The sequence below is a fragment of the Cytobacillus sp. MT66 genome (assembly GCF_058792595.1).
This window is the reverse complement of record NZ_JBXAFB010000008.1, coordinates 197942-217503: the sequence shown is the minus strand read 5'-3', so window position 1 is coordinate 217503 and position 19562 is coordinate 197942. Positions and strand designations below refer to the sequence as shown.

Here is a 19562-nt window from a genome sequence, read left to right as displayed (position 1 = left end):
ATTTTAAGAAGAGTATAAAATGATAGTAGATTTTGTTGGGGTAAACTGCATCATAAGTAAATGAGGGTTGCTATCTTAAACCAAATGGCCTAACTATATTGATAGTTAGACTCTTTTGATTTGATATAATTAATATTAGATATCATATTTAAAAGGGGAATGTAAATTGGTTTTTGAAGTTAAATTACCTGGTGAAGATAATCAAGTTCAAATTGAAAGATTTAAGAATAACTCATTAGTTATAATAGGAGCAAATGGTTCAGGAAAAAGTAGGTTAGGAGCATGGATTGAACAACAAGACTTGGAAAATATACATAGAGTGAGTGCACAAAGGTCTTTGAGTTTTAATGATTTTATCCAATTAAGAAGTTACAAGCAATCAGAAAATGTATTGCTTTTCGGAATAGAGAATGGAGAACCTAATCAAGGAAAAGGTCACCGTTGGAATTGGGGTAAATATACTACCACTATGATTAATGACTTTGATGCAGCATTATCAGCAATTATTGCTAAGAGAAATTTGCAAAATGAAAAATTTATTAATGAATGTAAGGAAAGAGAGCTTGAAGGCAAGCCACATGAAAAAGTTCCAATAACAGTTTTTGATCATTTATATGATATATGGAGCCAAATATACCCTCATAGAAAAATCAAAATAGAAGATGCGCAAGTAGTTGTTGAGTATAATAAAGATAATTATAAAGGTACAGAAATGAGTGATGGAGAGCGAGTTGCTTTGTACCTTATTGCCCAATGTCTAGCTGTCCCAAGTGATAAAACTATTATAATTGATGAGCCTGAAGTACATTTACATAGATCTATTATGAATAGGTTATGGAAAGCTATTGAAAAAGTTCGTAACGATTGTTTCTTTATTTATATTACTCACGATACACAATTTGCTGCTTCACATGAATATGCAAAAAAACTCTGGGTAAAAGAATACAATGGGCAGAATTGGAAGTGGGAATTTGTTAATTCGGAAACCAATTTACCTGAACAATGTTTATTGGACATTTTGGGGAATAGGAAAAATACAATTTTTGTTGAGGGAACAGAAGAGAGCTATGATACTGCTATATATAGAGAAATTTACAAGGATTATTATATAGTACCATGTGGAAGTTCCCTAAATGTAGTTGAATATACAAAAGCAATGAATTCTAATAATCAATTGCATCACTTGAAATCTTATGGAATTATTGATAGAGATTTTCGAAGTGAAGAAGAAATAGAGTATCTAAATTCTCATGATATATTTGTCCTAGATATTGCTGAGGTAGAAAATCTATTCTGTATTGAGGAAGTCCTAGAAGCTATTAATGAGCATTTTGCATTTCCAGATAAAGAAAGAATAGAAAGAGCAAAAAAATATGTTATAGAAGAGCGATTCAACAATCAGTTTAAAAAACAGTTATCTAAGGCAATCGCTTCACAAATAAAATATAAATTAACGACATACGACGTATCAGGAGCTAATATTGAGGTAATCAAACAAAAAATTAAAAGCATTCAGGATTATATTAATTTAAATGAAATCAGTTCTTTATTACAGGATAAGTTTCAAACAATAGTTGCTTCAAAAGATTATTCAGAAGTATTAAAGGTCTTTAACGAGAAAGGTTTATCTACTTCAATAGGTGGTTATTTTGGAGTTAATAATAAAGAGTATTGTGAGTTGATTCTGAGACTTTTACAAAAAGGAAACGAATTTATTATTATGGGTATGAAAAAATATTTACCCCATTTATAAACTGATCATAGATACACAACGGAGAACCGTACCATAAATAAGTGATACAAAAGACAATGTTAGATTATTTATTAATCTTCATTGTCTTTTCTAATTAGGCCCTTTAATTTTATTCCTTATTGTGTTAAAGCACCCGTTCGTAATATAAGGTTAGCCAGATATTTCTGGTTGACCTTTTTCTATATGGTCTTATTATAACGGTAGTCGGGGTAGAACGTCGCACCCGTGGGACTTGATTCCGTTAGCTAAACTGTTCACCCCCTACTTGTATAAACATGTTTCAGGCTGGTTGGGACAATGATCCCGTTTAACAAGCGAACCTATGACATTACAAGAAGCCTTAGGGGATACCGACTAATATTGCATTTCTAGGAGGAGATAAAGTATGAATCCAGTCATTGGTCTGGATGTATCAAAAGGGGAAAGTCAGGTACAAGCTTTTTTAGATAAAGGTAAACCATACCGTAAGAGCTTTAGTATTAAACACGATCTTGAGGGTTTGGGGAAATTATTAGAGTTCCTTCAAGAAGTAGAGAGATCAGCTGATGGTCATCAACCTTCGGTCGTTTTAGAATCAACTGGGCATTATCATACTCCTGTTATTCAGTTTTTAGAGGAACAAAAATATGTTTATATTATCGTTAATCCTCTTATCTCACACAGAGCCAAGAGCTCAAGCCTAAGAAAGGTAAAAACAGATGCAATCGATGCCTATCACCTTTGTGAATTGTATTATAAAGAAGATTTAGAGCCCTACAAGAAGCGTGGAGTTCAACTCTTAAACCTTCGTAATCTAACGAGGCAACAAGAGAGTATCGCCGAAATATCAGCGAAAACAAAGTTACAGCTACATTCTTTGATCGATCAGGTATTTCCAGAGTATCGAGGTGTGTTTGGAAGCTTATATTCAAAGGTACCATTGCTTACTTTATTAGCATTCCCTACTTCTGAGGCAGTATTAAGCGTAAGTGAGAAAGAGTTAACAGATAAAATAGCTACACTATGTATGAGTCGTTCAGAAGTTTGGGCAAATGAAAGGGCACAGAAGTTAAGAGAAGCAGCCCTTCGTAACCCTTTTCAGAAAAATCTCTACCAGAGTCATATCTTTAACCTAGAAATTTTAGTCAAAATTGTTCTTCAATACCAAGAGCATCTATCAAAGATTGCGAATGAAATAGATGCCCTCGCTAAAGAAATTGAAGAATATGAGATCCTCCAATCTGTCCCTGGAATCGGAGAAAAAATCGCTGCAACGATTATTTCTGAAATCGGAGAGATAGATCGGTTTAACAATGCCAAAAAGCTCGTTGCATTCGCTGGAATTGATCCAAGTGTGTACTCTTCTGGTAAGTTCACTGCATCTGTAAATCGAATTACCAAGCGTGGGTCATGTAGACTTCGACACGCTTTGTATATGGCTGTACAAAGTGGTATTCGGGATGCCCGTAAAAAGAAAACGACTGATGAGATTATTCCACGAAATAGAAGACTACGAGAGTTTTACGACAAGAAACGAGAAGAAGGAAAGCCCTTCAGAGTAGCTATGATTGCCTGTGTAAATAAGCTCTTACATTGGATATATGCCTTACTAAAAAGTAGAACCATTTTCCAAGATATAGCTTAGAAACTATATCTAACTAAATACAACAAAACCTTCCAATTGGAGAATATCGGAAGGTTATTTGGCATGAACATTTTTAGTATATCATGAGGTTATAAATCTTTTTATTGAAAAATGTTGACAAACTATTAGCTGGTTTAGCCATCCATGCAACACTAAATCAGTGCTGCACCATAGAGAATGAAAATGGTTTGGAAGTGTCAATACTGATACTGACCTTAATCCAGTCAACCCTATTCCATAGACTTATTAATTAACGCTCTCCTCTTTTTATAAACGATTGAGCAGGGTCTTCTTAAGTATTGTCATTTTTCTATTCTTGAAAAAACTTATTTTCATGGTAGTTCAAAGGTCGATTAAAATAATGTTCTAAAATTAAAGGTACCACTTTTCCCGTTACTTATGTTGGTAATCTAATACTTCTACCTTAAATCCATGACTACACCCAATTTTAGGACTATCACACGACGGAGATATTCCTACCCTAACTAGGTCATTTGCATAGTTGCCAGGGATATTTCTTTCGTCAGGTACTTGGAGCCTCAAAGAAACATCATAGGAGTGGTTGTTGTTATAGACAATGCCAACAATCCTTTGTGACTGCCAGCTGAGAAGACCATCTCCATATTCTTTTCTTACTCTTTTACCAATAGCTGGAGATATAATATCCAGAACAATATCTTCTGGTGTAACATACCAGTCTTCTGCATACGGTTTAATTTCCTTTGGCTCTGGAGGTTTAGCAATAGCCAGGTTATCTGTTGCAAACATTAATAAAATCGTAAAAAGAACAATTATTTTCTTCATGATGCCCACTCCCTTTTTATTGATAAGGTGTCCATAAAGATATTCCACTAACCTCCCAATAGTTCAAGAAGGTTCAATCCTTAAATTTAAAACTTGTTCCATCACCTTTTCCTATTTGTATAGTGGTTTCTGCATCCAAAATTATATATTTATATTTCAGGGACTTATCAGTGTTTAGTATGGAACAATAAAAATACACTTGGCGATTAGGACTAACTCCACTATGTGGATCTGCATAGACATTGTATAAATTTATGTAGTAATAATCATTCACTTTTGATTTGATAAACGACCTTAAATCCTTGTAAAGTAATTTTTGCCGAAAATTTTTATTAGCTTCCTTAAATTCGGTATAATTCGTCTGGTTGCCACTTAGAAGAAACTCCTCGGCACTAATAAATTGCTTTTCTTTATTATCCGGAAATAGATAATTATCTTTAGCCAAGACTTGAATCGGATTTTGCGTGTGAATTATAAAGAAAACAAACACAAGCAAGATGATTAGGTAAGGCTTTTTCATGAGGGCACTCCCTTTTTATGGATAGGGTATCCGTAAAAATATAGAACTATCCTGCCCTTGCTAGTTTCAAAACCTTCTGCCTCGCTCCGATGTGTGCTTCGCGATCACATATCAATGTGTGAATATGACTCACACCCGAACAAAAAAAGACCGCTCCATCTGGAACGGCTCCCCGTTAGCAAAATCTATGTATGTAATCAAAGTTTTTTAGAAATCTTGTCCAACAATAATTTTCCAGTCTTTTTCTTGTTTTTGTACTGGAAATGTAAGTTCATTTAAGTCCCCATCGGAAACAATTTCAACCGTCGCTTCAAATTCAGTTTCATTAACTTGTTTGACCTCTACAATTTTTGTATCAGTAATTTCATTTTCGATATTTGAATACTGTTCCTTTTGTTCTTCTTTATCGGGAAACCTTAAATCATCGGTATATTTTACCATTGCTGAATTATCTTTTGACTCTAAAGCTTGTAAATAATTATTTACTACTCCTGTAACTTTTTCATCAGTTGTTTCTTCAGAAGAACAACCAGATAAAATTATTAACATTAAAATTACTGAAGCTATTATTTTTCTAATTCTAAACATCTCCCTTATAAATTTTATATGTTAAATTGTACCATAGGTTTGTTGAACTCGCCTGCCCGTAGTTGAACAAGAAACCATTCGACCAATCGTACCCTTTTGAACGGCCTTTTTGAACATAAAAAAATCGCTCCCCCGACTCCTAGAACTATATACCATTAACAAAACCCTGCGTGCCTAATAATCTCTCGGGAACGGGTGATTGATAAACACGCCCTTGGACCAGCTCTAAACATACCCACGCCCTATCAAAAAGTCATAGGTTATCTGGTGATTATCAAGCATCATCTACGATTTCCCAAACAAGGTCATCAAAAACTGTTGACTATCTTTTGTTTACATTGTTAACAAATTTGACTATTATGAGGTTAGTAATACGCACATTCCACTTCGGAAGTAAAAGAATACTAAGGTGGTTGCACACCTTAGTATTCGTAAATATGATGTCCGAAGTAGTTGCATACTTCGAACATTCGGGTGAAAAACCTTATTTTAAAACAAGGCCTATCACGGCGAACATAACACCAAACACAACCGTCAACATAGCACACACTGCTTGTACAGTTTTTGCGTCCATTTTTTCACCCCTCTCGAAGCGTTCTTGTAGTTGCATACAAGACGCTTTTTTAATAGGCTAAGCCTATTATACATTGAAACAGATCAATACAAGGGGATTCCTTTTCGTCCTTCCGAAGTAAATAATCCTCCATAAAAGACAAAAACCTCCCTTATATCACTGTAAGGGAGGTTTTTTGGTTAATTTATTTTGTGCTTGAACGAAACCCTTCAAGCACCCCAGGAGAGATTCTACATTCAAACACAAATTTAATCAAGCATTAATGGAAATTTTCCCCCTACATTTCATAATTTACGGGCAAGGAGGGACTGCTGTGGCAGCCGTTATTAGTTAAGCACCCATAATGCAATAAGAAGTTTCGCTTTATCAGAAACTATACTAACTGTGTTTGTCTTCGTTTATTACAATACTATAAGAAATATTAAGTTTATCCCAAACCCAAGCCTGAAAAATTCTATCTATTTCTTTTTTTAGTGCTTTATCATCCAAATCCTCATCAAAACCTAATTCTTTAAAATTAAATGTTTCTGTTGCCTCTGTACCTTCATATTTTGTACTATTGAATGAAAAAGTGACTGTCTTATCCAATTGGTTCATCCCCCTACCTAAACCTGCATAATTTCGACTTTAATTACAATTTACAGTATTCTTTCTTATTTTGCACTAACCTGCCCGTTAGTACGGTAAACATTACCTCACAAATATGAATAAATATAAGTATTTATACAGGATTGCCCTTAATTAATAATTTATAAAGATTTATAAACATACTGCCAAAACATACATCAGTTAATTGCCAGAAACAGTTTTAATTGATCATCTAATTCAGAACGCATCTTAGTATAAAAATAACAACGATACAAAAGCATTAAATATATACTTTGTGTCAAATTAAAATTTCAAAAAAGGTTAATTAACACAGAAAATGTTAGGAGTGATAGTCGTTTATTTTCCTGCCTCCATCTTTATTATGAAAAAATATGTAAGTTATCGGATATTCTGGGCCTTTGTGTTCTTTTAGGTAGGATATATAAATGAAATGTAATATCATGGTATTATCAGATAATACAGAAAAGAAGGTGGATATGGATGGCTTTTAAGTCAAATTATCAAAACACGTCTACAATTGAAAGTCCTGAATCCTTATTTTATGACCTACGCAACAGAAAAATAGAAGGGTTACTCTCCCATCAAGCGGATGTGTTAAGAGTTTATTCTAAGGAAGCTATGAAAGAGAAAAATGTAGCTATGGAGCTACCTACGGGTAGCGGTAAAACCTTAATTGGCCTTGTTACAGGTGAGTATAGACGTAGAGCTTTTCAAGAAAGAGTCGTTTTTTTATGCCCAAATAAACAATTAGTTCATCAAGTAGTTGAAGAAGCTCGTAATAAATACGGAATTAACACACTTGCATTTACAGGCTCACAGGCTAGCTATGACCCTCGGGCTAAAGCCGAGTATAATAATAGTGAAGCAATAGCTGTCACCACTTATAGTAGCCTATTTAATGTAAGGCCATTTTTTTATAATCCTAACTTTATAATCTTAGATGATGCTCATGCTGCAGAAAACTATATTGCAAAACATTGGTCTCTACTTATATCAAGGAAAAGCCACCTCTCCGTTTATAATCAACTATTAGAAATTTTTCATGATGTCATGCCAATTGAGCAATATCAAAGAATGAGATCTGATTCACCTTCTCCCACGGATAAAGTTTGGGTTGAAAAAATACCTACACCACACCTTTACAATAAACAAGTTCAGTTAATACCATTTCTAGATGAGGCGACGATAGGTATTGCCGAATTAGAGCATAATTGGGCAGTGATTAGGGAGCATCTTAGTGGTTGTCAATTATATTTTAATTGGAACTATATACTTATAAGACCAATAATTCCTCCTACAACAACACATACTCCATTTGTCTCTGCTAACCAGCGATTATATATGTCGGCTACTCTAGGGCTTGGAGGAGAGTTAGAACGAATTACTGGCCAATCTGATATTCATAGAATAAAAGCTCCGGAAGGGTGGGACAAGCATGGAGTTGGTAGGCGGCTTTTCTTTTTCCCAGGTACATCCTTGAGCGAGCAAGATTCTGAAACCTTAGTTACTAAATTGATACAAGAAACACCGAGAACACTATTTCTAGTACCAGACCAACAATCGGCTGAAAAAATACTGAGTCAAATTACATCTGAAACCGATAGGGCGACTTATCAGGCAAGGGATATTGAGCAATCTAAAAATTTCTTCACATCAGCGGATAAAGCTGTTACTATTCTTGCCAATAGATACGACGGTATCAACTTAGCTGGTGACGAATGTCGATTAGAAATAATGAAAGGGTTACCTGCAGCAACCAACTTGCATGAACGTTTTTTAGAATCTCGAATGTCTGCGTCATTGCTACTAAAAGATCGCATTAGAACTAGAATTGTACAGGCTATAGGTCGTTGCACTCGAAGTGCTACAGATTATTCAACGGTTTGTATATTAGGAGATGAATTACAGGATCGTCTTCTGCAACGTGAAAATATACAACTATATCACCCAGAACTTCAAGCTGAACTACAGTTTGGTTATGAAGAATCAAAAAGTGCAGAGGGAATTAGCGATTTCTTAGAAATGTACCGTGTCTTTTTGAAGCCCGAGAGCGATGAATGGCAAGTTGCAGATGCTCAAATAGTTGCAAGGCGTCAGGATACAACCCAAATACCGGATCCACTTATGGACAAACTTCAAAAAGTTGTGTCTTATGAGTTAAAGTACCAATCTGCTATGTGGGCGGGTGATTATCAAAAAGCTTTAGAACATGCTAACTCTGTTACGTCAAACTTAGAGGGTGAAGAATTAAAGGGCTATAGAGGGTTTTGGTATTACCTTTCAGGTAGTGCCGCTTGGCTTGCTGCACAAAGCGAACATAGTTTTTACAAAATTGCTTCCCAACGTTACTCACAAGCAGCCAATTGTACCTTGTCAGTAACATGGTTCAGAAACTTAGTTAATGAATCTTTATTCATTGATCCAGAATTTGAAAAAAACCGTCATCTATCTTTTCTAATTGAAAGAGTTGAAAGTGTATTAGAACGTTTAGGGACATCAAGTGATCGTAAATTCAATAATAAAGTTAACGCAATTCTAAATGATATCTCGGATAATAAAGACGGAAAAAGATTTGAACGGGGACACACTGAATTAGGCCTCCTTTTAGGGTACAATGCAGGAAATACGGAAGATGATGCAGGACCTGATCCATGGTGGATAGCTGGAAATGATTTTTGCATTGCAGCCGAGGATTACACTGAAACGGACGGAACAAAACCTGTTCCCGTTTATAAGGTGAGGCAAGTTAATGACCATCCAACTTGGATAAAACAAAAAGTAGAAGGTCTTTCGCCGGATACTGAATTTATTCGTGTAATTATAACATCTTCAACAACCATAGAGGCTGCAGCAATAACATTAGAGAAAAACGTTGCCTACTGGAACCATAATGACTTTGTAGAATGGGCACATAAAGCGATACAAACACTTAGAAATCTGCGTCTTGACTTTACAGGTGCAGGTAATGAAACGTGGCGGAACAAGGCTATGGCTGCCTATCGCAAGTCGGGGTTGGATCCAGTATCTCTTAAAGAAATGTTATACAGATCACCCATAAAAAACCTAAAACAACTTTAAAATCATTATTAATTACTATTAACGAAAGAGGCTGGGACATAACTAGCTTTTAAATAGTAAGAAAGGTGAATTTGAGAGTACTCGAATTCACCTTTCCCTATTTTTGGGTGAATATTATTCTATACCTTAGTTGTTGGCCGTGAATTTTCTTAAATTCACAGCCATTAACGCGGGGCCTATTTCGTTCTCAACCCCTGTTGAAACCTAATAAAAAATAATATAACATGCTTTTAAGTCACGACTTCGTTGTCTTAAGACATTAAAACAAAGTAAATGGGGAGTACCTACCTTTTAAACAATTCGTATAATACGATTTTGCGAAATTTGGTGTATGGTATAATATTCCTTTACAAATATGTTTAGGAGTTGAAATCCATGGAATTATCCCAAGAACAATTTTTTGTAAAATATAACATTAGTAAAGCTGATTTTGATGCTGCAGAAATAAATTGGAAGTCCCTATTAGACATTTATAAAGAGTATTCCTTTTATAAAGATACGTTAAGGCCAACAGCAGAATATATTTCAAATATGTTACGCACACACCCAGAGGCTCACTCAGTTAGATCGAGAGTTAAAGACCCGGAACATCTGATTGATAAAATTATTAGAAAAATAATTAGAGAAAAGAAAGAAAAACCTGAATATACAATTGACATTAATAATTACAAAACCGAAATTACTGATTTAATTGGTATTCGAGTTCTTCATCTATATAAGGATCAGGCTGTTTCCATTGATAACTTTATTCGGGAACTTTGGAATTTAAAAGAAAAGTGTACGATTAACTATCGTGAAGGTGATTACTCCAAAGAAGTGGAGCAGAAAGACAATGAATTATTTCATTTCAAGGTGCATCCAGCTGGTTATCGTTCATGGCATTATCTAATAATTTCTGAAGCGACAAAACATGGACACATTGTAGAGATTCAAGTAAGGACCATTTTTGAAGAAGGTTGGAGTGAGATTGATCACCAACTTAGATATCCAAACCATACAGATAATGCCCAGCTTACCAAACAATTATTAATTTTGAATAGAATTGCCGGAAGTGCTGATGAGTTGGCAACCTCAATTAGAGAATTTAAGGTTAATACTGGCAAATTAGAAAATGACAATCAAGATAAACAGCATGCAATTGATGAATTGAAAGCCCAGCTCGAAAAAGTAATGGAAAATTATAAGGTAGAAAAAGCTGATAAAGAAAAACTTCAATCCAAAGTTCAAGAATTGGAAAGTTCACTTACGGTTACATTTCCTAGTAAACAGCGGCAAGAGTTATATATCCATGGTGGGGGAAAAATTAGAAGTGGCTTAACTTTATTTGCTGGTCCTGGACAACTAGTTAGTGAACACGACAAAAATAGTATATTTGATACAAAAAAATATTTAGAGGGCTATACACATCCTACTGTTAAAAAAAAGGTTGATGAATAAATTCTATAAAGACTGTGCACCTGCTGATAGTAAGTAGGATAACTGATCTGAATATGTAATATTAATTCCTATGCTGGCCTTACTAGCAGGATATTCAAAGGCTTTAGGATTTGTCTACTATTAAATTCTCCATTACATTTGTGTGAAGCTCCCCTGCTTTACCGTTAGCAGGGGAGGGAACAAAAAAATACATTATATGACATTGGTCGCTATTTTATACCGAGATTCCTTGAATATTGTATGAATTTAGTATAAAGTTAATGTATACATCACACATTATTCCTGATTAACTAGGTATAAGAGGTGATTGTATGTGTAATAGGGAGGAAGACAATGAAATGGCTATTGATGAAGCATATACTGAAAAGGAGCTGAAAGAGATGCAAAAAAATGCACGTAAAAGAAAAATTAAAGCTCTTGCCAATAAAGCATGTGACCGGAACGATGAGGCTCTAAGAAAGTTGAGTAAGAATTGAATATTGAATATTTAACTTTTGATGATTTAACAGATATACATGATATAGCTTTAGAACGCTACGGTGGTTTGCAGGGATATGATAAAGGTTGTATTGAAGCTAAAATTGCAATGCCACAACAAGGATTCGGGGAGTTTGAATATTATCCAAGATTATTTCAAAAAGCTGCTGTTTATATGTACTTTTTTACTGTAGGTCATTGCTTTAAAGATGGAAACAAAAGAACAGGTTTTTTGGCAGCTAGTACATTCTTAAATTTAAATGGATACAAAATAAATGTTACTGATGAAGAATTATTTAACAAGTGTATAGAGATTGCTAACCAAAACTCTCGACCTCAACTTGAGAATGTTGAACAGTGGTTAGAAAAGCATTCAGAGGAATATAATTATGAACATGATATAGATTTTTAGTGGTTACTTGTTTTTTCTTTATGAGAGGACAAGTAACCATTTTTGTTTTCTATAGTCACAATAATTCGTATAATACCGATTTTACGAATAGTTGATAGACACATAGAATAAATGTTTGTATAATAAAAAGGACTAGAAAAATTCTAGCCCCTTTTTATCGCTCAGCCCTGCCTAAACGGTAGCTGGGAAAAGCGAATCACGAACACTGTGTTAGCAGCCCTGCCTAAACGGTAGCTGAGAAACTAACACATCTTAATTATTATAATACATATTTTAAATTTTTTAGTCAATAAATTAAAGCTAAGGAGTATAAGAATGAACTATCTAATTTATTTTGACGAATCTAATAAAATTGATCAGTTTAACAAACTATTTTCTTATTACGGTGCCTATGGAGGTACAGCATCATCCTTAGCTTCTATTGTGAAAAAAGTAGCTGCTATTTATAAAGAATGTAATTCGAAAAGCGAATTGCATTTTCGAGATTACAATAAAGATACCAGTCTTAAAAAGTATTTTAAAACATTACATACCGTTATTAACGAAAATATAAGGGTAAATATTTTAATTGTCAACAATGAAGATGCATTTAGATCAGCGGATAAAATTGAGTTAAATACTGAGGAATTAAGAGAGTTATTCTATATAAAGATACCGGAACGTTTGTTTTATGGCTTGACGAGGGACTTTACCAATTTGAAGAATATTGAAGAATTAGTAAACGTTAAAATAAAAATAGATAGAAATTATGAGTATGAAAAAATCGAATTAAATAAAAAACTTATTGAACAAATGAATGCACATTCCGCTTATAGAAATAAAAATTATCGTTTAAGAAAAGTGATATCACATGACTCCGAGAAATCGATACCTTTGCAAATTATAGATACCTTTATAGGAATAGTGGTTTTTCTTTTAGAAAAAAGCTATCTTGAAAGTACTGATGCTTCCATAATTAAGAGCGATTTAATTTATAGATTTCTAATTGAAGATGAGAACATTGTACGTTTTCAAAATCAAATTAGATTATTTGAGTGGACTGGTAATGAAGAACTTAATCAAATTAATATAGCTGAACATCTTTCCCCTTTCCTTGTATATAAAACAAGTTTTGATATACAAGAAATCACTAAGATACAGGCAATTTTGGCTAAGAATCCAAATATTAAAACAAAAGAGCTCCGTCAACTGTTGGAATACCCTAATACAATGTTAAGATTACTTCTTGGCTATAAAGATCAAATAACTGGTGTTGGTAGAAATACATACCTACTTAAATAAACCTTTTTTAGATAGTCTATAAAGTTAGAGGTAAAAATGTGAATTGATGTAATCATAGAGATTCGGTTCATTTTTGTCAGTTAGGAAGGATAAAATGTCAAACAACCCTAAAATTAAACATGGCTTTTATAATGCTTTCTATGCATTTAAGTTATTTGATAATAAAGGTTCAATTGATAATAAAGAATATGTTAAAGTCTTAGGATCACTTAGAGATACAGGTTTATTTATTTCAGCTGAGAGACCAGATAAAGAAGTATTTTTTATGGACTCTTTTACTGAACTGTTACAAAAGCGGAAAGAAAAATATAGGCAGAATAAGGAAAACGGTGAAACAGTACCATCATATCTCCAGCAAAGTATACAAAAAGTTGGTGACAATCCTAAAATTTACTTTGGTGCTACAGAAAGTGGATTTAGAATTGAAATTGAAGATGATTTGGTGGACGATTTAGATGTTTCTCAGGACTATTATATTAATCAACTAGTGGATATATATCGTGATGAAGAAAGATATACAGGGATTGCTTCAAAGGAGCATAAAAATAGATTTTTACTCTTTCCTCCTTTTATTAGGGATACACAGCAAAGATCGTATCATCCTGGTATTTACCTTACAATTTACAAACATGGTTATGCCATTCTTTGGTTATCGTTTGAGCTAGAAGATATTGAATTTAATGAAATAAATCTAAATGGTTGGTGTCTGGATATAGAAAGTGCCTATTTTCCAGAATTTATGATAAATGGCAACAAATCATTTGACTATAAGAAAAAAGCACGTTGTAGCAACATTAACATACTACTTAAAGAATATGCGGCGTATATATATAAATCAGCGAACTATAGCGGGCCTAATATACCTGGACAATATTTTTACCACTTAATACTTAGTGAATATGCTTATATGATGGATAAATATGAAGATAAAGTGAACGTTAAATTTAGCGAAACAATCTATAAGTTACTATTTGCCCCTATCCATGATTATCTACTAAAAACTCCAAGTGAAATAGAAAATATCTTAAACAAAAGATATTATAGTAATTCTATGTATTTGAGATTTTATGCAAACAATAATAGAGTCATATCCGCTTATGCAAAAGATTATAAAAAATCCGTTAAACCCTATCTTCCTCCAGATCTTGATTTAAAGGATACTGAGGCATTAAATTTCTTGTATCAAAGGTTATCAATGGGTGGAGCAATAAATTCAATTGAATCTTTACTTTTGAAAAAGGAAACTATTCAAAACCTTCTTGTATTTGAACTCAATGAAAAGACTTCTTTGAAAAAATTAATTAATTTATTAATTAAGGAAAATCTTAACTACAATATTGAGTTTTCTAAGTATTTCTATACATACGGCTCTGTTAGAGAAATGCTAAGTTTTCTTGAACGTAGTTGTGAAGATTTTCTCCAAAATAATTTAATGAATGAGCGACAACAAAAAATAGAAAAAGTCATTAGCCTTAAAAAAGAAAAGTATAATGCTAATTTCACAGCTTTAGGGCCTATTTTGACTATTGCACTTACACTATTTTTATCCTTCCCTACACTCGAAAGTATTTTTAAAATTGTTAAAAGAGAAAATTGGTTACTTCCAACGTATTTCACTATAAATATTATATTTATAATATTTATTTTATATATTACACGCGAACAGTTAACCGAGATAATAAGCGATTTGAATGGCAACTTCATCTTAAAATTAAAAAAGAACTATTTAAAAATAGGTACAAAAATGTATATAAAATATATCGACTTTGCAGTGATTATGAACCTAGAATATAAGACTGCATTAAAAATTATTTTTAATAAAATAAGGTACTTCAGATTTAGGAGACTAAAGAATTCGTAAAAATTGTATTATACGAACGTTCGTTTGTATTAAATAGAAATTGTGAGGTGTCTTCTATTGGCTATTTCTAAGCAACACGAATATTATGAAAAACGATTAGAAGAACTTCTGAAGGAGATGCCCTCCTTTGTCGTTAAGTATGTGGATGATAAACTAGATATTCGCTCCCCCCTCACCCTTTATAATTATGTAAGGGATTATAGAGAGTTTTTTCAGTGGTTAATGTCTGAGGGAATTGTCACTTGCACTTCTCTAAAGGAATTTCCAGTTGAGGCATTAAGCACGCTGCCTTTAGACGATGCGAATAAATACTTTAAATTTATTGCTAGAAAAAAATACAAAGTATCCAAAAAAGACAATGAAACCAAGAAAATTGATAGTAAAACCGTAAATCGGCATAAGTCCTCCCTTCGCTCCTTGTTTAAATATCTAACTATGGAAGCCGAAGTTCGTGACGGGAAACCTTACTTTGAGCGGAATGTGATGGAGAAGATCCCCATAAAAAAGGTTTCTGAAACTTTAAATGAACGAGCCAAAAAGATTACGGATAAAATATTCGTTGAAGATATGGATATTAACTTTTTGGATTATGTTCAAAATGATTATGAGGCTGCTCTCTCTCCTGGTGAAAAAAAGTATTATAAAAGGGATAAGGAAAGGGATTTTGCTATTCTATCGATTTTTTTAGGAACCGGCATAAGGGTGAATGAGCTATCTAATTTAAGGATTAAAGATATTGATTTTACCAGCAAAGAAATTAGTGTGATTCGTAAGGGCGGTAAAAAAGATACGGTTTCAATCGTCCCCTCTTCTTTAGAAGATCTTCAACGCTATTTAATGGTCCGTAAAGAAAGATATGGAGCGGGGGATGGGGATAATGAATATGTGTTTGTTAAACGCTATAAGGGGCATCCTGAGCCTCTTACAAATCGGGCAATAGAGGATATAGTCTATAAGTATACTAAATCATTTGATAAGCGTATGTCCCCTCATAAGCTTCGCCACACCTATGCAACAAACTTAGCTGAGCAAACAGATGGGGATATTTCATTAATAATGAATCAGCTAGGCCATACCAATTCGGATATTTCGTTACTTTACATTAATACAACCAGGGAAAAACAAAGAAGGGCTGCAGAGAAGCTAGACAGGCGAAGAAGAAATCTGGATAAACCTCCATTTTCCGAATAAAGGAAGTGACTAGGTCGTAACAGCAAAATGGCTTGGTGTGATACATACCTGGTCAAAATGGATTCGGCTCGAATGTAGCAAAGAAATGAAATAGCCGTATTTTCGATAAAAATCAGGATATACGGCTATTTTAAGACTATTTACAGGAATTCTAAAAAACATTAATTTCAAACCATTTTATCTCAACTCTTCATTTAAAGGTACAATTACCTCATCTAATGTTTTTCTCCACTGACGCTTCATTTCTGGTCCGTATTTCAACGGTTTTGCATCTGGATGTATGGCTTTGTACTTGTCAAATTGCTTGCTGTTAATAATTCCTCCAATATTAGGAATAGGGTCTTTTCCTATCACATATTGAATGGCAGATGTATGCAATTCCCTTTCATCCACAAACCAAGTATTTGCAAATTCTTCAACCGCTAAATCATAGGCTTCAGTGAAAAAACGTCTTTTTACAACAAGAATATCTTCCTCTACATCTATTTTTTTTGCGTCAATAGCATTCAAGATATCGCGGTATACCCCTTTAACAATTTCCGATTTCTTTAATTTTTGAAGTGCCTTTTCAATATCGTCACGGATATTCTGATTATTGGCTGAGTATGTTTCTAATAGTCGGTCAATATAGGTTGAGTCAATATCATAGATTTTGATCATATTTTCTCCATAGAACTCAATGCCAGAGAAATCTAGATTCGGTTCATCACCTTGATCCTCTTCATCTATTAGTGACCCTTTAACCGTGTTGTATATACCAATATATTCTTCCAAGGCTTTTACCTGTTCTTGAAGTACCTTTGATTTTTCCATATCATCGTTGTAATCATCATAAGTAACTAAGGCTTCGTAGGCATTGTTTAACTCCTGGAATGCTTTGACAAACTCAATCCGGGCTTCAAGTGGTGAGTGTTCATTAATATCGGTTGGATTTTGAACTAACGTTGTTAGCGTTTTGTGAGCCTTCTTAAAGCGTTTGTTCGATTCATCATAAGTAGGATAAATAAGATTGGATTCCTCTTGTTCTTGAGAATATAACTTCGTAGCATCCTTAACATTTTGTTCCATTGTAGAAGGTTTTCGGAATGTCACAATCAATCCTTTTGACTTTCCTGGATAGGTACGATTCGTTCGAGAAAAGGCTTGGATCAAATTGGCATAACTTAAATTACGATCTACAAATAATGTTTGGATCGTTGGTGCATCAAATCCAGTCAATAAGCGATCTACTACAATGACAAGGTCAATTTGTTTCCCAAATTCCTTAAATTCCCCCTTTTTTCGAGCTAAACGATTATTGATATCGCCATTATATCGTTCAATATCTTCAATCGACCAAGCTGTATGATAATACTCATTATAGTCCTTGATAATTTCTTTTATTTCATCTTGATTTTGTTTAGAATTATCATCGTTTTCCTGTATCGAATAGGTGATGGCAACCCGAGGAAAGTCCGGATCTTCAATAGTACGACCCGTTCGAATCGGATGCCCAGCAAATTCCTTTGTCAACCATTCTGGATCTTTGGTCATTTCCTTGATTGCCCGATAGTAGCGTTTCGCCATATCAATGGAACTTGTTGTTAAAATAGCAGATTTTTGCGGTCGACCATTTTGGAAATCAAATTTGGTATAGGCATTATCCGGTCGAAAAATCTTGTGAATGACCTTTTGAATATGTTCATCACTGTCGAAGGAAGAGGGGGCAAGGTACGCTTCCTTTTCCATTCCATCCATTTGATCAATAACATCATTAATTTCATTATCACTAAAATGAGCGTATTTTTCATGGTGACGTAGTTGAGAAAAAATATAATTGTTTAATGATGTTGGGTCAATGGTATCTTCGTGCTCAACTTGGAATCCTAAAACAGCCCCGTCATCTAACGCATTTTTAATCGTATAGGTGTGCAAGACATCTCCATATTGGTCATGAGTGGTCCGTGCTAATCGGCCCTTAGCTTGTTTCTTGTTCACATCAAAGATCGGCGTACCTGTAAACCCAAACCATGTAGAATTTGGGAAGAATCCCTTAATTATTTCCATCCCTTCTGCACTTAGCGCACGATGGCATTCATCTACAATAAACACAATATGTTGTCCTAGTAGTTTCTTAAAGCGCTGGGTGCCTTTTTGTTCTTCAAGTTTTTGAGCATAACGCAAGACAGCTTCTAATTTTTGACGAGTGGTAATAATCACAGTATTAGAATTCGCATCAGACAGTAATGTTTTACTTAGCTCTTTTGCACTTTCGGTACCGACAATTAAGCTATTAGACTTAGCATTTCCAGTAGAAATACCGGTATTGAACTCTGAAGCAAATTTGGTGAATTCAGTGGTAGTTTGATTGTCCAAGTCTTTTCGGTCAATGAGCATAATTGTACGATCAACACCTGGTTTGCGAGCTAATAACTTCGTAGAAACAAAACTCGTCAACGTTTTTCCTGAACCAGTCGCATGCCAAACATAGCCTGATTCATGTTTCATAGCAGATGTAAACAAGGCTTCAATGGCGTGAATTTGATAGGGTTTTAATACCATTAGGGCTTTGTTGTCTTGATCCTCACTTACAATCGTATAATTGGCAATCAAGCGATGAGCATCTGGAATATTTAAGACTTGTTTCACAAATTCATAGAGATTTTCTACTTTCCGATTGTCCGTTGTCCGCCAGCTAAAGAGAAATTTCTTATGCATGTCCTTTGGCATCGCATTGGCAAAATAGCGAGTCGTTTGTTCGTTGGAAACGACAAATAATTGAAGGGTAGAAAAGATATTATTTCTAAACATCCCTTCCTCTGCATATTTCTTGATTTGATAAAAGGCTTGGAATACACCATCTTTGGCACTGACCTGTTTCAATTCAATTTGAACTATTGGCAACCCATTGATTAAAAGTGTCACGTCAAACCGGCGATCACGACCATCAATGTTTGCTTTTTGTTTTGCAATCTGATGAACCACTTCATATGTAGAAATTCCGCCACCAATGTCTTGGTTGGAGTATAACACCAAAGACATTGAACCCAGGGAAACGTCTTCACGTTCAATCGTTATGCGAGAAATTCCATTCTCCCCTTTAAGCCATCTAGCAGCATCAAAGGGGGTTTTGGTTTTCGATAGTAATTCTGTTTTAATATTGTCAAATTCTTTATCAGTAATAGGATGTTCCCCAACTTCTGATAAGTTATTTTGCGTAATTTTTTGACGCAAGTTCTTCCATAGGTCTTCTTCGGTTTTTAAATCTGGGCGATAATTCCACTGATTATGCCCTTCCCCTAACACTTTAATCAGCCGCCGTTCCACTTCAGCTTCATCATTATGTGGTATCTTTGTCATGTCTATCCCCCTCT

Annotated in this window: 14 protein-coding genes; 9 read left to right on the top strand and 5 right to left on the bottom strand. The window is 34.2% G+C overall.

Features of this window, described 5'->3' with window-relative positions; translation table 11 throughout:
* Positions 1-166 precede the first annotated feature (166 nt).
* Entirely contained in the window at positions 167-1753 is a 1587-nt protein-coding gene (locus AC1Q59_RS16015; RefSeq protein WP_492366853.1) for a DUF4435 domain-containing protein, read from the top strand.
* Between the two features lie 385 nt (positions 1754-2138).
* Positions 2139-3377, top strand: a complete 1239-nt coding sequence (locus tag AC1Q59_RS16010) for an IS110 family RNA-guided transposase (RefSeq protein ID WP_492366852.1) — start codon at positions 2139-2141, stop codon at positions 3375-3377.
* Between the two features lie 393 nt (positions 3378-3770).
* Here the strand turns inward: AC1Q59_RS16010 and AC1Q59_RS16005 are convergent, their stop codons facing one another.
* The 4 genes from AC1Q59_RS16005 to AC1Q59_RS15990 all read right to left on the bottom strand — a co-directional run bounded on the left by AC1Q59_RS16005 (position 3771) and on the right by AC1Q59_RS15990 (position 6451).
* On the bottom strand, positions 3771-4229 hold the full coding sequence (locus tag AC1Q59_RS16005) for a hypothetical protein (protein WP_492366851.1): 459 nt from the start codon (positions 4227-4229) through the stop codon (positions 3771-3773).
* A gap of 25 nt (positions 4230-4254) precedes the next feature.
* Positions 4255-4701 carry a hypothetical protein gene (locus tag AC1Q59_RS16000; RefSeq protein ID WP_492366850.1) on the bottom strand — a complete coding sequence of 149 codons (447 nt, stop codon included), beginning with the start codon at positions 4699-4701 and terminating at the stop codon, positions 4255-4257.
* Positions 4702-4908: 207 nt separating this feature from the next.
* The gene (locus tag AC1Q59_RS15995; protein ID WP_492366849.1) at positions 4909-5289 is read right to left on the bottom strand and encodes a hypothetical protein; all 381 of its coding nucleotides are present in this window, start codon (positions 5287-5289) and stop codon (positions 4909-4911) included.
* 952 nt (positions 5290-6241) lie between these two features.
* Positions 6242-6451 (bottom strand): hypothetical protein, encoded by a 210-nt coding sequence (locus AC1Q59_RS15990; protein ID WP_492366848.1) that lies wholly within the window; start codon positions 6449-6451, stop codon positions 6242-6244.
* A gap of 501 nt (positions 6452-6952) precedes the next feature.
* On the opposite strand from AC1Q59_RS15990, the gene AC1Q59_RS15985 reads away from it, so the two are divergent.
* The 7 genes from AC1Q59_RS15985 to xerS all read left to right on the top strand — a co-directional run bounded on the left by AC1Q59_RS15985 (position 6953) and on the right by xerS (position 16209).
* Positions 6953-9550 carry a DEAD/DEAH box helicase family protein gene (locus tag AC1Q59_RS15985; protein WP_492366847.1) on the top strand — a complete coding sequence of 866 codons (2598 nt, stop codon included), beginning with the start codon at positions 6953-6955 and terminating at the stop codon, positions 9548-9550.
* Between the two features lie 375 nt (positions 9551-9925).
* On the top strand, positions 9926-10987 hold the full coding sequence (locus AC1Q59_RS15980) for a RelA/SpoT domain-containing protein (protein WP_492366846.1): 1062 nt from the start codon (positions 9926-9928) through the stop codon (positions 10985-10987).
* 338 nt (positions 10988-11325) lie between these two features.
* Entirely contained in the window at positions 11326-11463 is a 138-nt protein-coding gene (locus AC1Q59_RS15975; protein ID WP_492366845.1) for a hypothetical protein, read from the top strand.
* Positions 11460-11876 carry a type II toxin-antitoxin system death-on-curing family toxin gene (locus AC1Q59_RS15970; RefSeq protein ID WP_492366844.1) on the top strand — a complete coding sequence of 139 codons (417 nt, stop codon included), beginning with the start codon at positions 11460-11462 and terminating at the stop codon, positions 11874-11876. Before AC1Q59_RS15975 ends, AC1Q59_RS15970 begins: the two co-directional genes overlap by 4 nt.
* Positions 11877-12191: 315 nt before the next feature.
* Positions 12192-13157, top strand: coding sequence for a DUF3800 domain-containing protein (locus AC1Q59_RS15965; RefSeq protein ID WP_492366843.1), 966 nt, complete (start codon positions 12192-12194; stop codon positions 13155-13157).
* A 94-nt stretch (positions 13158-13251) separates the two neighbouring features.
* Complete coding sequence (locus tag AC1Q59_RS15960) at positions 13252-15018, top strand: hypothetical protein (protein WP_492366842.1); 1767 nt, start codon at positions 13252-13254, stop codon at positions 15016-15018.
* Positions 15019-15075: 57 nt separating this feature from the next.
* Positions 15076-16209 carry a tyrosine recombinase XerS gene (xerS, locus tag AC1Q59_RS15955; protein ID WP_492366841.1) on the top strand — a complete coding sequence of 378 codons (1134 nt, stop codon included), beginning with the start codon at positions 15076-15078 and terminating at the stop codon, positions 16207-16209.
* A gap of 177 nt (positions 16210-16386) precedes the next feature.
* Here the strand turns inward: xerS and AC1Q59_RS15950 are convergent, their stop codons facing one another.
* Positions 16387-19548: a type I restriction endonuclease subunit R gene (locus AC1Q59_RS15950; protein WP_492366840.1), complete on the bottom strand. Its 3162-nt coding sequence runs from the start codon at positions 19546-19548 to the stop codon at positions 16387-16389.
* Positions 19549-19562 lie beyond the last annotated feature (14 nt).

Bases quoted from the DNA above. Each gene is read 5' to 3' on its own strand.
- AC1Q59_RS16010 (WP_492366852.1), top strand. From the start codon at position 2,139: ATGAATCCAGTCATTGGTCTGGATGTATCAAAAGGGGAAAGTCAGGTA.
- AC1Q59_RS16000 (WP_492366850.1), bottom strand. From the start codon at position 4,701: ATGAAAAAGCCTTACCTAATCATCTTGCTTGTGTTTGTTTTCTTTATA.
- AC1Q59_RS15995 (WP_492366849.1), bottom strand. From the start codon at position 5,289: ATGTTTAGAATTAGAAAAATAATAGCTTCAGTAATTTTAATGTTAATA.
- AC1Q59_RS15985 (WP_492366847.1), top strand. From the start codon at position 6,953: ATGGCTTTTAAGTCAAATTATCAAAACACGTCTACAATTGAAAGTCCT.
- AC1Q59_RS15980 (WP_492366846.1), top strand. From the start codon at position 9,926: ATGGAATTATCCCAAGAACAATTTTTTGTAAAATATAACATTAGTAAA.
- AC1Q59_RS15975 (WP_492366845.1), top strand. From the start codon at position 11,326: ATGGCTATTGATGAAGCATATACTGAAAAGGAGCTGAAAGAGATGCAA.
- AC1Q59_RS15965 (WP_492366843.1), top strand. From the start codon at position 12,192: ATGAACTATCTAATTTATTTTGACGAATCTAATAAAATTGATCAGTTT.
- AC1Q59_RS15960 (WP_492366842.1), top strand. From the start codon at position 13,252: ATGTCAAACAACCCTAAAATTAAACATGGCTTTTATAATGCTTTCTAT.
- AC1Q59_RS15950 (WP_492366840.1), bottom strand. From the start codon at position 19,548: ATGACAAAGATACCACATAATGATGAAGCTGAAGTGGAACGGCGGCTG.